The following is a 14,925-nucleotide window of genomic DNA, read 5'->3' on the forward strand; positions in this document are numbered from 1 at the left end:
ACTATGATTTATCTGGCTCAATGCTGGTAAATCCATTAGGGTATTCTTTTAAGCTAAAATTTAAAAAGAGGGTAAATGACACTTTCATTTAACACTGCAAGATTAAATGTCATTGAAGTAAATTCTAATGCAGCTAAATCAGAGCGTACTGCTCTAGTTAAAGCTTTACCTTCGATATTAACCCCCGCTGTAGTTGCAAATTTACCGAGTTATTTTCAAGGCATAGAATCTAAATTAGCGGCTGAGGAGTGGCTTAATAAAATGCTTAAAGAATGCCATTTATTAATGCTGCAGTCTTCAGAAAGTGAAATTATAGGGTTCTTGTTCATATATAGCGATAACCCAAATGCCCACATTGGTTACTTATTAGCTGAGCAATATTGGGGGAAGGGCCTTGCATTTGAATTACTGCATGGCTTTATCGACTTGGCTTATACCCACCCACAATGGCATAAGCTTATCGCTGGTGTTGATAAATCAAATACCGCGTCAGTTAAGCTTTTAAATAAACTTTCATTTATTCAGCAAGATGAAGTGATAAATGATATGTTGTTTTATGAATTTGACTTACGCAAAGAGCCTTTTGGAGAAGAGTAACGATGACTTACCAAGCAGTTAACTTTAAAGATAAGTTTTCTAAATTCACTGAACATTGGTCGCCACGGGTCATTGCCGAAATGAATGACTATCAATTCAAACTCGCTAAAGTTGAAGGAGAGTTTGTTTGGCATGATCATCCTGATACTGATGAAGTATTCATAGTTATTGAAGGGATGCTTGAAATTGAGTTTAGGGATGGCGCTGTGACTTTGGAAGCTGGTGAGTTATTTGTAATTCCTAAGGGCGTTGAGCATAAACCAAAAGCAAACAGCGAATGCAAAATAATGCTTGTTGAACCCAAAGGGGTGGTAAATACAGGTAATGCGGGTGGGCAATTGACTGCAACAAATGATGTATGGGTGTAGCGATAATGTCGATGTCAGATTCAGAACAGTAAGAATTAAACCTTAAATAACCAACACATCTTAGTGTTTTTGTGCTTTTACTATTTGGCTTATACTCGTGTTTTTAATTCAGCTAATATATAAAAAATCAGCCAATTTGGATCTCAACTAACAAGGCACTAGTGACATAACGATATATCTTAAGCTTGTGCGGTGATCCTAGTTTTTAACTTAAGTATGGAAAAAGTAATGACAATAACTGCATTTTTAGTTAATTCATTTACCGCAGAGGGAACAGGTGGCAACCCTGCAGGTGTGGTATTAAATGCTGACAATCTTTCAGATACAGAAAAATTGAAGATTGCAAAAGAAGTTGGCTTTTCAGAAACGGCATTTGTAGCCCAAGATCATGAAGTTGACTTTGCAGTATCATTTTTCACGACAACAGAAGAAGTTGATTTTTGCGGCCATGCAACACTTGCGGTGTTCGCTACGTTTTATGAAAAGGGTTTATTAAAACCAGGTTATTATACTCAGCGAACAAAAGCGGGTTTGTTAGGCGTCACAATTGCCGAAGACGGCAAAATTACTATGGAGCAAGCTTTACCAAAATATCTTGGTGGCTTTTCTTATAGTGACCTTGCAGGCTTATTAGGGCTTGATGAAACTATACTTGCAGCAACAGGTTTACCAATTGACATAATAACCACAGGCTTGCCTGATATTATCGTTGCTGTGCCTAATGGCTACTTAGATAAAATGACTATTGATGAAGCAGCGCTGAGCGAATTTTGTCAACAACATAAAGTGATCGGTGTTCACGCATTTGAGCTTTTAGAGAGCGAAAGTGGGCTAACAGCAAGTTGTCGTAATTTTGCTCCTTTGGTTGGTATACCTGAAGAATCAGCAACGGGGAGTGCCAATGGTGCGCTTGCTTGCTATTTAACTAAACATGTATTTGTTCAGCAAGAAAACCATTTTCAGTTTGAACAAGGTCGAGCAATGGGCTGTCGCTCACATATTTCTACAAGTGTTTACTCGGATGAGCAGGGCGTGAGAAAAGTGTTAGTGGGCGGATACGCCAGTGCCATCGGCACACAAAAAATCGAGATTTAGTGAACATCTAAAACAAAAAAGCCGCGTTTCATAACGCGGCTTTTTTATATAGCTATCAACTAGTCGGCAGATAATGTTTTCGTCATTTCTGCTCGCGCTCTACCTGCAGGTTTTACTGAACCTGGGCGTAGACCACTATCAGGAATAGCGTCACGTTTATCATGTGCCATAGCCGCCGGAGTAGGTTGTGGCTCGCTGTCTGCAACTGGCGCTGGTTTTGCCATTGCTGCGCTTGCTGAACCTTTAACTAACATTGTTTTTTCATTGTTAGGTGTTGGTTTAGCTTCTTCAGCTTGTACTGGCTCTTCAGCTTTAACTGGCTCTTCAGCTTGTACTGGTTCGTCAGCTTGTACTGGCTCTTCAGCCTGTACTGGTTCGTCAGCTTTAACTGGCTCTTCAGCCTGTACTGGCTCTTCAGCTTGTGCTGGTTCGTCAGATTGTGCTGGCTCTTCAGCTTGTACTGGTTCGTCAGCTTGTACTGGCTCATCAGCTTGTACTGGTTCGTCAGCTATAACTGGCTCTTCAGCTTTTACTAGTTCTTCAGCTTTAACTGGCTCTTCAGCTTGTGCTGGTTCGTCAGCTTTTACTGGTTCGTCAGCTTTTACTGGTTCGTCAGCTTTTACTGGCTCTTCAGCTTTTACTGGCTCTTCAGCTTTAACTGGTTCTTCAGCTTTAACTGGTTCTTCAGCTTTTACTGGTTCTTCAGCTTTTACTGGTTCTTCAGCTTTAACTGATTCTTCAGCTTGTACTGGCTGTTCAGTTTGTGACTGCTTTGCTTTTAACTCAGCTTCATACTCTGCAGCGGCTTGATCAGCGACTGGAATAAACGCAGGAGCGTCACTTTTCGCATCACTTGATTTTTCGTCTTGCTCTGGGCGACGACGACGTTGACCAGCGGCACGTAAATGACGCGGTGAACGACGAGAGCGAGTACGAGGTTGAGCTTGTTCTTCATCAGTTGATGCTTCAACTACAGATTCAACTTGCTCTGTTTGTTTTGGCTCAGCGTCAGCTTTCACTGGTTCAGCTTTTACTTGTGATTCAGCAACTGGTTGCTCTGCTTGTTCAGTCTCAACTGCAACCGATTCTTTTGCAGGCTTAGCTGGTTTTTCAGCTTTTGGTGCTTGCTCTACCGGTTCATTAGTTTGTACTGAATTCGCATCATCTGCATTTTCGTCTTTAACGCGAACTTTCTTGCGCAAGTTACGGCGTTGACGACGAACCTTAGGTTTAGTTTCCTTTGGTTGCTCAGACTGTGTTTCTTGTGCCGTTTCTTTTGTCGTTTGCTCTACATCATCAGTGCGTTTTTCATTACGCTTTCTGTTGTTAGAATTACGACGACGCTTGTTACGATTTTCGTTACCTTCTTTTTGCTCAGGTGTTGAAGTATTTGTATTTTCTTCTTTAGCCTGTGCGTCTTCAGGGCGTTTGTTACGAGAGTTACGACGGCGCTGATTGTTGCTACGACGACGGTTATCGTTGTTGCGACGATTATTGCTTCGTCTTTGTGCTGCCTTTTTCTCTTCTTGCTCTTTCTCTGTTTCGTCTTCAGTAGTACTAAATAACGATTTGAAGAACTTACCAATTGCAGCAAATAAACCACCTTCAGACTTTTTAGCTGCAGGAGTTGCTTGCTCAGCTTTAGGTGCTGCTTGAGGAGCCGGTGTAGTCGGCATAACGACACCTTTTAAAACTGGCTCTTCACGAACTGGTGCTGTAGGCGCTTTAGCCATTTCAAATGCTTCTGGCTCAGGCGCAACAACTTGCTCGTAGCTCACTGTTTCGATTGTTTCGTCTTTACGTAAGCGAATTACTTCGTAATGTGGCGTTTCCATGTGTTGATTAGGAATGATCACTACATCAACGTTGTGGCGCTTTTCGATGCGCTGAACACTACGACGCTTTTCGTTTAACAAGTAAGCGGCAACAGCAACAGGCACTTGTGCATTAACTTGTGATGTGTTGTCTTTAATTGCTTCTTCTTCGATTAAGCGAAGGATAGACAGAGCAATTGATTCGTTTGAGCGAATAGTACCTTGACCATTACAACGAGGGCATGGGCCTTGGCTCGCTTCGCCTAATGAAGGGCGTAAGCGTTGACGCGACATTTCAAGTAGACCAAAGCGTGAGATCTTACCGATTTGAACACGTGCTCTATCAGGGCGAGCGGCATCTTTTAAACGGTTCTCAACTTCACGTTGGTGACGTGGTGGGGTCATATCGATGAAATCGATAACAATAAGACCACCTAAATCACGTAAACGTAATTGACGCGCAATTTCGTCTGCTGCTTCTAAGTTTGTATTAAGCGCAGTTTCTTCGATATCACCGCCTTTAGTGGCTTTTGACGAGTTAATATCGATAGATGTTAACGCTTCAGTTGGATCAATTACAATTGAGCCACCTGATGGTAAGCGAACTTCACGTTGGAAAGCTGATTCGATTTGGCTTTCTATCTGGTAATGAGTAAATAGCGGCACATCACCTTGATAAAGCTTAACGCGGCTCATGAAGTCTGGGCGGAAACGCTCAATGTGCGCTTTCGCTTCTTCGAATACACGTGCTTTATCAATTAATATTTCGCCAATATCACGACGTAAATAGTCACGAATCGCGCGGAATATTACGTTGCTTTCTTGGTGAATTAAGAACGGAGCAGGGCCACTGTCAGCTGCTTGCTGAATAGCTTGCCAATGCACCAATAATGCTTTTAAGTCGTACTCTAGTTCTTCAAAAGACTTACCAACACCTGCAGTACGAACAATTAAGCCCATACCTTTAGGAAGTTCTAAACGGCTTAGTGCTTCTTTAAGTTCAGTACGCTCATCACCTTCGATACGGCGAGAAATACCACCTGCACGTGGGTTGTTCGGCATAAGTACTAAATAGCTACCAGCAACACTGATAAAGGTTGTTAACGCAGCACCTTTTTGGCCACGCTCTTCTTTATCAACTTGCACGATAACTTCCTGGCCTTCTTTGATCACGTCACGAATGTTCGGACGGCCTTGGAACGTATAGCCTTGTGGGAAGTAGGTGCGAGCTATTTCTTTAAGTGGAAGGAAACCATGTCTTTCAGCGCCATAATCTACAAAGGCAGCTTCTAGTGATGGTTCGATACGGGTAATTTTACCCTTGTAAATATTTGCTTTTTTTTGTTCGTGACCCGGGCTCTCTATGTCTAAATCATACAGGCGCTGGCCATCAACCAGTGCAACGCGCATTTCTTCTTGCTGCGTCGCATTGATTAGCATACGTTTCATATTGTTACTCTACTAATTTTGTCGCTGACATGACGAAGTAAAATCGTCTGTTCAGTGGTATTTGACGGTTATTCTTGTGCAGTCTCACGACTGGGTAAAGTCAAAACCCTAGGTTGTTTGCTTACATTGAGCATCAGTATAGTGTGGCAGACAATAACATGCTGTCATGTTATTAGATTCTATTTGGTGCCAAAACTGCCGCATTTTTTGCGGTTTTAATTTACGAGTTTTGTCCTGAAGTCGACCAGATTTCAATTTTTATTCAATGTCTTGCTACAACAGCTGCTTCTGAATGACGATGTTACGTTGTCACTATCAGTCAATTTATCTTGTTCAATTGCTTTTTATGTTCATTAATCAACATTCGTGCTCAAATTATTCAGGCGATATATTACGCGCACCGCCGATAATTGAACGCTCGTGTTGGCTGGGTAATTATAAAAGCTTTGGAAAACTTAGCGCGGATCTGTATGATCGGCAACCCAGAATATGCATCACGAATGTATTAATGTGATAAAAGCACCGTTGTTACTTGCAAACTTATGTTCGCAGCGGTGATTATCCCACTAATACAACCGGGTTAGCAACTAAATTATTTACTTAAATCAGTGATTAGGCAATGTCAGAAAAAACCGGCTTACAAGTTTCGTTTGTTACCATCAGTGAAGACCATCTAGGTCAACGTATTGATAACTTTCTTATTACCCACCTAAAAGGTGTGCCTAAAAGTGCAGTTTACAAAATCCTTCGTAAAGGCGAAGTGCGAGTAAATAAAAAACGCATTAAACCTGTTTACAAATTACAACTTAACGATGTTGTTCGCATTCCACCTATTAAAGTCGCTGAAAAGGAAGAGTTCGTTCCGAAGAAACTTGATAAAGTTAAACAACTTGAAGATGCGATTTTGTTTGAAGACAAGTATTTAATGGTTATCAACAAACCTTCAGGAATGGCTGTTCACGGTGGCAGTGGCTTAAGCTATGGCTTAATCGAAGCACTACGTGTGCTTCGTCCTGAAGAGCGCAGCTTAGAGCTTGTCCATCGATTAGACCGCGACACATCAGGCTGTTTACTTATCTCAAAACGTCGTTCAGTGCTTACTGATTTACATAAGCAGTTGCGCGAAAAAACCATGGAAAAAAACTATTGGGCACTTGTTGATGGTCAATGGGATGCGAAAACTAAAAACGTTACTGAAGGGCTTCGTAAAAACACCTTAAAATCAGGTGAGCGAGTAGTGCGTGTAGATAATACCGAGGGTAAACCATCGCATACACGTTTTCGTGTCCTTGAGCGTTATGCTGAATGCTCATTAGTACAAGCATCGCCAGTTACTGGCCGTACACACCAAATTCGTGTGCATACACAATGCAAAGGCCACCCAATTGCGTGTGATGATAAATACGGTGTGGCAGAGTTTGATCAGTACGTGAATAAGTTAACTGGGTTGAATCGTTTATTCTTACATGCCCATGATTTGCGTTTTATGCACCCTAAAAATGAAACGACTATGCATGTTGAAGCGCCATTAGATAATGCACTTCAAAACTGTATCAAAAAGCTACGTGCAGATAATGAACAAGTTTAAGTTAGTTATTTTTGATTGGGATGGCACTGTAATGGACTCAGTGCCAAAAATCGTCAACTGTTTGCGTAATACGGCTCGTGAATTAGGAATTGATATTCCATCTGAACAGCAAGCCAAGGATGTTATCGGTTTGTCGCTGACAAAAGCCGCTGAAGTGCTTTTTCCTGCCCATGCACATTTAAACGATGAGCTAGTGGCAGGTTATAAAGCGCAGTATCGTGAGTTGGATGTAACACCTACGCCGCTATTTGCAGATGTAGAAACTGTGCTAAAGCAGCTAAGCGAGGCTGGCATGCAACTCGCTGTGGCTACCGGTAAAGGGCGTGAAGGCATCGACAGATTACTTAATGAGTCAGGTCTTGGTCAGTACTTTGTAAATGTAAAATGCTCAGATGATGCTAAGTCGAAGCCATCACCGGATATGCTTGAGCAAATTTTGCACGAGCAGGGCATAGCTAAACGTGATGCCGTAATGATTGGCGATAGCCAACTCGATATGGCAATGGCTAACGCTGCAGGTATTGCCTGTATTGGTGTTAGTTTTGGCGCTCATAGCCCGGCGCAGTTACAAAAACATACGCCGATATGTGTTGTTGATTCATACCAGCAGTTAAAGCAATATTTGCTTTAACTGCTTAGCCAATTTAAACACTAACAACGCAAGCTAATAATCGAGTTTGTACATTTTTGGCCATTGTGTTCAGTAGAGCACAATTCCTTTTTAATTTTTCGGCTACAACTTCTTGCTAAATGCTTATTACTACGTGTGTGGCTATCAATCGTTTCAATTACTTTACTATTTTCCTCAATAAAATCACTTAAACAATTTGAAATAGCAACATCGGTTAAATCTACTACAGGACTGAATAATAAGTTCATTCTAATACCATCTATAGTCGATGCGCCACGGTTTAACTTGTAAGTTAAGTTTAATTTACGAGTACCACCAATATTAAATTCACCATTATATTTCACTTCAAAGTTTAAAAGGTTATCCGAACTTCCATAAACCTTACTAATATAAGAGCCTATTTCATTGTGTTGAAGACTTATTTGAAATCCAAAGTCGCCTTTACTGAGTTTTAGCACACTTTCAGTCACATCAGAGACTTTAAAGTTATCAAACCAATTTGCATCAAAAAGTTCTTTTTCTATGAGTTTTGTTAAATCTTCATGGAGGTTAGCTTGATATTGTTGATTGCCAAAATAACTAATTGGGTGTGAGGCACAACTATCTTCGTTATTTGAACTCGTTGATTTAAGCTCAAGCGGACTTTGTATTTTAGAGGATATTATGTAAGAACTTTTCGATACTGCGGTTCTGAAACCTCTGTCTATATTGTAAAAAGCTTTTAATAAATCTTTTTCTGAGGTGGTTAATGACAAGCTTTCGATCGTTGAGATAATCTCCTTTTCTTGAGGAGTTGATGAGTTGTTTGTCGCTTTAACATTAAATTTAAAAGCTCTTTTATCTAATGGATTTGCTATTATCAAGTTTTTCGATGAAGTATCGCATTTTAAAATAGGCTGACTAAGGTTTAACCTTTCATTAGATGAAGGTTCCCATTGGCAGTCAGGCTGGGCGAGGTGTTCTTTAGCAATTGTTTTGGCTTTTTCATAATTACACGTATTGCATGAGTAAACTTCTATTAATTCTTGTGAGGCATGTATTTTGCCCGTAAACAAACTTAACCCTGATAGAAAAAAAGTTTTTAACAATCCTTGTCGAGTCATAAAGCCTTTCCTTTTTAGCTTGAATTTTAATCTATGTTATTTAATAGATTTTACTAAGTATTGCGGCATGTCAATACGTCAACACCAAACTCAGCCAGTAGTTTAGTTAATGTGATCAGTGGCAGGCCTATAAGTGTATTTGGGTCATCGCCACTGAGTTTTTCAAATAGGCAAATACCTAACCCTTCACTTTTGAAGCTTCCAGCACAATTGTATGGTTGTTCAGCATCACAATAGGCATTAATTTGCTCAAATGTGAGTGTTTTAAATGTCACATCAAAAGGCACTACGGTGGTAATTGCTTTACCACTTTTTATATCAAATACACTCAAACCCGTTAAAAATGTCACTGTATGGCCACTAAATGCCGATAGTTGCTTAATAGCATTCTCTTTAGTATGCGGCTTACCTAAAATTGTATTGCTGAATAGCGCAACCTGATCAGAGCCTATGACTAAACCTTCATCAAAATGCTTTATTGCTTCACGGGCTTTTTGTTCACTTAAACGCGCTACCAATTGCTCGGGTGTTTCAGTTGTAAAAGGGGTTTCGTCAATATCTGGAGAGAAACTTTCAAAAGGTAGATTGAATTTAGTTAATAATTGCTGTCTAAATGGTGAGCTTGACGCTAATATAAGTGTTGGTTTCATAATAAATTCTGGATGAAAATTGTATTTTGCCAAGGATAAGCCACATTGAATCCGAAAACAAAGCAGAAGATCGTTAAAAACCGGCTAAAAATGGTTTTTTACTTTGACTAACTTACTAACTATCTATATGATGCAGCCCCTATGCAAAAGGTGAAAATTCCCATCACTCTTCATCCCAGCAAAGCAGCACAACATCGTTTAACGTATGACGGTATTGTACCGCTTGAAAAACTTTCTCGTTTAGAGCAAGTTGTGCAGGAAGAAGCAGGTGAAATAGCGGTAAAGATTCATTGCAAAATTGATGAGCAAGGTTTAGTGGTAATAAGTGGAAACTTATCAACACATGTAACTGTAACTTGTCAACGCTGCAATGGTGAATTAGGGTTGGATTTGGAACAAGACTTTGTGTATTCGCCAGTTGGTTTGGATGCAGAGTCAGATCATCTACCTGCAGGTTACGATGAAGTAGAACTGGACGAAAACGGTGAAATCAACGTATTTGAGTTAATCGAAGACGAATTGATTTTGGCTATTCCAATAGTGCCTACACACAACGAAACCTCGTGCAGTTATTCATCAGAGCCTGCCAGCTTTGGTAAATTAGCAGCAAAAGATGACAAACCAAATCCATTTGATATTTTGAAACAACTTAAGAAAGATTCTTAGGAGAAGACTAATGGCTGTACAAAAAAGCAAAAAGTCTCGTGCAAGACGCGGCATGCGCCGTTCACACGATGCGATCAGTGGTCCAACTTTAACTGTAGATCAAGTTTCTGGTGAGACTCACCGTCGTCACCACGTAACTGCTGACGGTTACTATAAAGGCGTTAAAGTAATTTCTAACTAAGAGATTGCTATATGCTGACCAATCTAACCATAGCGTTAGATATGATGGGGGGCGATTACGGCCCCCGTTCATCTATCCCCGCTGCAGTAAACGCAGTTAATGCGAATACCAACTTAAGACTCATCTTATGTGGTAATCAGCAGGTTATTCTAAAAGAACTCGAAGCACTCGATTCTGTTTCACACCCTCGTTTAATTATTCGTCATTGTAGCGAAGTCGTTACTAATGCGTGTGAACCCGCTTTAGCAGTTCGTTCTAAAAAAGACTCTTCAATGCGAGTTGCCCTTGATTTAGTTAAATCGGGTGAAGCGCAAGCATGTGTAAGCTCTGGTAATACGGGCGCATTATTTTTTATGGCGCATTATGTATTAAAGATGCTTCCAGGCGTAAAACGCCCTGCATTAATTTCTGCTGTTCCAACTGAACGTAAAAACCCTGTCTATTTGTTAGATTTAGGTGCCAATGTGCATTGTGATGCACAAACACTTTATCAATTTGGCATTATGGGGTCTGTGGTAGCAGGGCAAGCTCTAGGTTGTGAAAATCCTAGAGTTAGTTTATTGAATATTGGCTCTGAAGACATAAAAGGGCACGAAGGAATAAAACAGGCTGCACAGTTAATGCAGCAGTGTAAATATCTTAATTACACAGGTTATAGTGAAGGTAGTGATATTTTCAGTGGCAAAGCCGATGTTATAGTTTGCGAAGGATTTGTAGGTAATGTGGCATTAAAAACCTGTGAGGGTATTGCCAAACTCATCATGCATAAACTCACCAAAGCCTTACACAAACATTTCTTATACAAGTGTTTAGCATTTTTATTACGTCCAGTGATAAAAAAACTCTACAAGCGGGTGAACCCCGACCAGTATAACGGCGCAAGTCTGGTAGGATTGCGCGGTATTGTTGTTAAAAGCCATGGTAATGCCTCTGCGAAGGCGTTTCATGCTGCTATTGATGAAGCCGCGCGGGAAGTCGAACGCCAACTCCCTGAAAAAATCGCTGCGATTTTTGAGCAAACACATCCAACAACAAAGTAGTGCAGCATAGTTAAAACTTGTTATGCTGCCTACTGATGAATATTTTTTTGTTTAATTATAAGAGCAAAGTATGGCACATAAAATTGCACTCGTATTTCCAGGTCAAGGCTCACAAGCTGTGGGCATGTTATCTGAACTATTAGCTGATTCACAAATTGCTAAAGCAACATTCGCTGAAGCATCTGAAGCACTTGGCTATGATCTCGCTGCACTTGTACTTAATGGTCCAGAAGAAGAATTAAATCAAACCCATCGTACACAACCAGCACTTCTTACTGCCAGTGTTGCTATTTACCGTCAATGGTTAGACGCAAACCCTGAAGCTGATGTTGTTATGGCCGGTCACAGTTTAGGCGAATATTCAGCGCTTGTTTGTGCTGGCGTTGTAAGCTTAAGCGAAGCCGTTAAACTTGTTGAGAACCGTGGTTTATACATGCAAGAAGCAGTACCTGCGGGTGTTGGTTCTATGGCTGCAATCATCGGTTTAGGTGATGATGAAATTAAAGCTGCCTGTGAAGCGTCAGCAAATGGTGACGTTGTTTCACCAGTAAACTACAACTCTCCAGGTCAAGTTGTAATTGCAGGTCACAAAGCGGCGGTTGAGCGTGCATCAGAAGCATGTAAAGAAGCCGGCGCTAAACGTGCTTTGCCACTTGCAGTTAGCGTACCTTCTCACTGTGAACTAATGAAACCAGCCGCTGAAAAATTAGCTGCTGATTTAGCTGCTTTAACATTTAATATACCTAAGTGTGATGTAATCAACAATGTTGATGTAAAAGCTGAGCAATCAAGCGAAGCAATTAAAGATGCATTAGTACGTCAACTATACAGCCCAGTACGCTGGACTGAAACAGTACAAGTATTGGTTGCACAAGGTATTACACAAAGCTATGAGTTTGGCCCTGGTAAAGTTTTAACGGGTCTTGCGAAACGAATTGATAAAGCAATGGTATGCGCTGCGGTTAATACGCAAGCTACGATTGATGAAGCGAAATAAGTAGGAATAGAATGACAAATTTATTTTCTCTTGAGGGCAAGGTTGTCCTAATCACTGGTGCAAGCCGTGGTATTGGTAAAGCAATTGCAAACACGTTAGTTGCACAAGGTGCAAAAGTAGCGGGTACTGCAACAAGCGAATCAGGTGCTGCTAAAATCAGTGAATACTTAGGTGACAACGGTAAAGGTTATGCTCTTAACGTAACCGATCCTGAGTCGATTGAGGCAACACTTGCTGCAATTAAGGCTGATTTAGGTGATATTGACGTATTAGTTAACAATGCGGGTATCACCCGTGATAACTTATTAATGCGTATGAAAGACGGTGAGTGGGATGACATCATCGACACTAACTTAAGCTCAATTTTCCGTTTATCAAAGGCTGTATTACGCCCTATGATGAAAAAGAAAAATGGCCGTATCATTAATATTGGTTCTGTAGTGGGCACTATGGGTAACGCGGGTCAGGCAAACTACGCCGCGGCGAAAGCGGGTGTTATTGGTTTTACTAAGTCATTAGCACGCGAAGTTGCCTCACGTGGTATTACAGTTAATGTAGTAGCGCCTGGTTTTATCCAAACAGACATGACAGATGAGCTGACTGATGAGCAAAAAGCAGCTACGCTTGCAAATGTACCTGCTGGTCGTTTAGGTCAACCTGAAGAAATTGCTGCTGCAGTGTGTTATTTAGCATCTGACGCTGCTGCGTATGTATCAGGCGAAACATTGCACGTAAATGGCGCGATGTACATGGTTTAATGAAAGTTGGCAAAAACTTGCTAACGAAAGATTATCGAAAATTGTTGAATTTTTTGTGATCTTGCTTTAAACATACTTGAATTCGCTATGAAAATAAGCGATAAATGAACAAATACCAATCAAGAGGTTTGACCAGATAAGTAATTATCAGCAAATCCTTGAATCACAGAATTATGCGGCGTAAACTACGCCGCAATCTGAAAATAACGCATTGGCGTTTTTAATAAAGGAAAGAAGAATGAGCGACATCCAAGAACGCGTAAAGAAAATTATCATTGAGCAACTAGGTGTTAAAGAAGAAGAAGTAAAACATGAAGCTTCTTTCGTTGACGACTTAGGTGCTGACTCACTTGATACTGTAGAACTAGTAATGGCTCTTGAAGAAGAGTTCGACACTGAGATCCCAGACGAAGAAGCTGAAAAGATCACTACAGTTCAAGCTGCAATCGATTACGTTACAGCTCACGCTGAGTAATTTTACGCATTTTGATTTTTAAGGGCAGCGTTTAGCTGCCCTTAGTCTATCTATAGAATGATACTAATTATTACCAATTAGCAGTAAAAATTGCTAATTATGAAGGTGAAGCCTAGCAACAATGTAGTGGAAGTTTCTGATTCAAAATCACTAACAATGAAGCTTTTGCCATATTACTAATTTAGCTTTTTCTTCAAATGACGCGATATAACGTTATTGGTATAATTTGGTTTACACCTACCTAAAATAATTTCCTTATTGGAGGCAACCCGTGGCTAAACGTCGAGTCGTCGTAACTGGCTTAGGAATGTTGACACCGCTAGGTAATGATGTTGAATCTACTTGGCAAGGTTTGTTAAACGGTAAAAGTGGTATTCAAACTATCACACATTTCGATACCTCAAGTTTCGGCACCAAATTCGCAGGTTTGCTGAATGACTTTGATGCATCAGCTTACATGTCACCGAAAGATGCAAAGAAAATGGATTTGTTTATCCAATATGGCATTGCAGCGGGTGTACAAGCACTACAAGATTCTGGTCTAGAGATCACTGAACAAAACGCCACGCGCGTTGGTGTTGCAGTGGGTTCTGGCATTGGTGGTTTGACGTTAATCGAAGAAAACCACATTAAACTACTAAATAGTGGTCCGCGTAAGCTTTCACCATTTTATGTGCCTTCGACTATTATCAATATGATCTCGGGCCATTTATCGATTATGCATGGTTTACGTGGCCCAAACATTTCAATTGTTACGGCATGTACAACAGGCTTACATAACATTGGTCATGCTGCGCGTATGATTGCATACGGTGATGCAGACGCAATGGTAGCCGGTGGTGCAGAAAAAGCCTCTACACCAATTGGTATGGGTGGTTTTAATGCGGCACGTGCACTATCAACACGTAACGACGATCCACAAGCAGCATCACGCCCTTGGGATAAAGACCGTGACGGTTTTGTTCTTGCTGATGGTGCCGGTGTTATCGTACTTGAAGAATATGAGCATGCAAAAGCACGTGGTGCGAAAATCTACGCTGAACTGGTAGGTTTTGGTATGAGTGGTGATGCATATCACATGACTTCTCCACCTGAAGACGGTGCAGGCGCAGCACTGGCAATGGAAAATGCATTAAACGATGCACAAGTTAATGCAGACCAAGTTGGTTACATTAATGCTCACGGTACATCGACTAATGCAGGCGATAAAGCCGAAACATCAGCCGTTAAAACTATTTTTGGTGATGCAGCGAAAGATGTGATGGTAAGTTCATCTAAATCAATGATGGGCCACTTGTTAGGTGCAGCAGGCTCAGTAGAGTCAATTATTACTATCTTGTCACTTGTTGACCAGAAAGTAAGCCCTACAATTAACCTTGATAACCCTGATGAAGGTTGTGATTTAGACTATGTACCGCACACTGCACGTGACGCTAAATTGGATTACGCACTATGTAATTCATTTGGTTTTGGTGGTACTAATGGCTCGTTGCTGTTTAAAAAGGTATAATTC

At 40.8% G+C, this 14,925-nt stretch carries 15 protein-coding genes; 12 read left to right on the forward strand and 3 right to left on the reverse strand.

Annotation, left to right across the window (positions count from 1 at the left end):
* The first annotated feature begins 75 nt into the window (after window positions 1-75).
* From NH454_RS07775 to NH454_RS07785, 3 genes are all read left to right on the forward strand, one after another.
* Window positions 76-597 (forward strand): GNAT family N-acetyltransferase, encoded by a 522-nt coding sequence (locus tag NH454_RS07775; protein ID WP_235382374.1) that lies wholly within the window; start codon window positions 76-78, stop codon window positions 595-597.
* A 2-nt stretch (window positions 598-599) separates the two neighbouring features.
* Complete coding sequence (locus NH454_RS07780; protein WP_235382375.1) at window positions 600-965, forward strand: cupin domain-containing protein; 366 nt, start codon at window positions 600-602, stop codon at window positions 963-965.
* 228 nt (window positions 966-1,193) lie between these two features.
* Window positions 1,194-2,060 carry a PhzF family phenazine biosynthesis protein gene (locus NH454_RS07785; RefSeq protein ID WP_138558327.1) on the forward strand — a complete coding sequence of 289 codons (867 nt, stop codon included), beginning with the start codon at window positions 1,194-1,196 and terminating at the stop codon, window positions 2,058-2,060.
* A 59-nt stretch (window positions 2,061-2,119) separates the two neighbouring features.
* Here the strand turns inward: NH454_RS07785 and rne are convergent, their stop codons facing one another.
* On the reverse strand, window positions 2,120-5,323 hold the full coding sequence (rne, locus tag NH454_RS07790; protein ID WP_253038674.1) for a ribonuclease E: 3,204 nt from the start codon (window positions 5,321-5,323) through the stop codon (window positions 2,120-2,122).
* A gap of 619 nt (window positions 5,324-5,942) precedes the next feature.
* Here rne and rluC point away from each other — a divergent pair.
* Together rluC and NH454_RS07800 are read left to right on the forward strand one after the other, a co-directional pair.
* Window positions 5,943-6,911: a 23S rRNA pseudouridine(955/2504/2580) synthase RluC gene (gene rluC, locus NH454_RS07795; protein WP_138558443.1), complete on the forward strand. Its 969-nt coding sequence runs from the start codon at window positions 5,943-5,945 to the stop codon at window positions 6,909-6,911.
* Complete coding sequence (locus NH454_RS07800) at window positions 6,898-7,542, forward strand: HAD-IA family hydrolase (RefSeq protein WP_253038675.1); 645 nt, start codon at window positions 6,898-6,900, stop codon at window positions 7,540-7,542. Before rluC ends, NH454_RS07800 begins: the two co-directional genes overlap by 14 nt.
* A 20-nt stretch (window positions 7,543-7,562) precedes the next feature.
* On the opposite strand, the gene NH454_RS07805 is transcribed toward NH454_RS07800, so the two are convergent.
* Window positions 7,563-8,645: a hypothetical protein gene (locus NH454_RS07805; protein WP_235382378.1), complete on the reverse strand. Its 1,083-nt coding sequence runs from the start codon at window positions 8,643-8,645 to the stop codon at window positions 7,563-7,565.
* Window positions 8,646-8,698: 53 nt separating this feature from the next.
* Window positions 8,699-9,295 carry a nucleoside triphosphate pyrophosphatase gene (locus NH454_RS07810; protein WP_253038676.1) on the reverse strand — a complete coding sequence of 199 codons (597 nt, stop codon included), beginning with the start codon at window positions 9,293-9,295 and terminating at the stop codon, window positions 8,699-8,701.
* A gap of 141 nt (window positions 9,296-9,436) precedes the next feature.
* Here NH454_RS07810 and yceD point away from each other — a divergent pair, with 141 nt between their 5' ends.
* The 7 genes from yceD (at window position 9,437) to fabF (ending at window position 14,922) form a co-directional block, all read left to right on the forward strand.
* A complete protein-coding gene (gene yceD / locus NH454_RS07815; protein WP_135924338.1) occupies window positions 9,437-9,961 on the forward strand; it encodes a 23S rRNA accumulation protein YceD in 525 nt (174 codons plus the stop codon).
* A gap of 10 nt (window positions 9,962-9,971) precedes the next feature.
* A complete protein-coding gene (gene rpmF / locus NH454_RS07820; protein WP_036967969.1) occupies window positions 9,972-10,142 on the forward strand; it encodes a 50S ribosomal protein L32 in 171 nt (56 codons plus the stop codon).
* 11 nt (window positions 10,143-10,153) lie between these two features.
* On the forward strand, window positions 10,154-11,182 hold the full coding sequence (gene plsX / locus NH454_RS07825) for a phosphate acyltransferase PlsX (protein WP_135924339.1): 1,029 nt from the start codon (window positions 10,154-10,156) through the stop codon (window positions 11,180-11,182).
* 70 nt (window positions 11,183-11,252) lie between these two features.
* On the forward strand, window positions 11,253-12,179 hold the full coding sequence (gene fabD, locus NH454_RS07830) for an ACP S-malonyltransferase (RefSeq protein WP_253038677.1): 927 nt from the start codon (window positions 11,253-11,255) through the stop codon (window positions 12,177-12,179).
* 11 nt (window positions 12,180-12,190) lie between these two features.
* Window positions 12,191-12,937 carry a 3-oxoacyl-ACP reductase FabG gene (gene fabG / locus NH454_RS07835; RefSeq protein WP_063704919.1) on the forward strand — a complete coding sequence of 249 codons (747 nt, stop codon included), beginning with the start codon at window positions 12,191-12,193 and terminating at the stop codon, window positions 12,935-12,937.
* A 238-nt stretch (window positions 12,938-13,175) separates the two neighbouring features.
* Window positions 13,176-13,412, forward strand: a complete 237-nt coding sequence (gene acpP, locus NH454_RS07840; protein WP_016707440.1) for an acyl carrier protein — start codon at window positions 13,176-13,178, stop codon at window positions 13,410-13,412.
* 271 nt (window positions 13,413-13,683) lie between these two features.
* Entirely contained in the window at window positions 13,684-14,922 is a 1,239-nt protein-coding gene (fabF, locus tag NH454_RS07845; protein ID WP_135924341.1) for a beta-ketoacyl-ACP synthase II, read from the forward strand.
* Window positions 14,923-14,925 lie beyond the last annotated feature (3 nt).

It is taken from the genome of Pseudoalteromonas sp. Ps84H-4, from assembly GCF_024124645.1.
GTDB lineage: Bacteria > Pseudomonadota > Gammaproteobacteria > Enterobacterales > Alteromonadaceae > Pseudoalteromonas > Pseudoalteromonas lipolytica_C.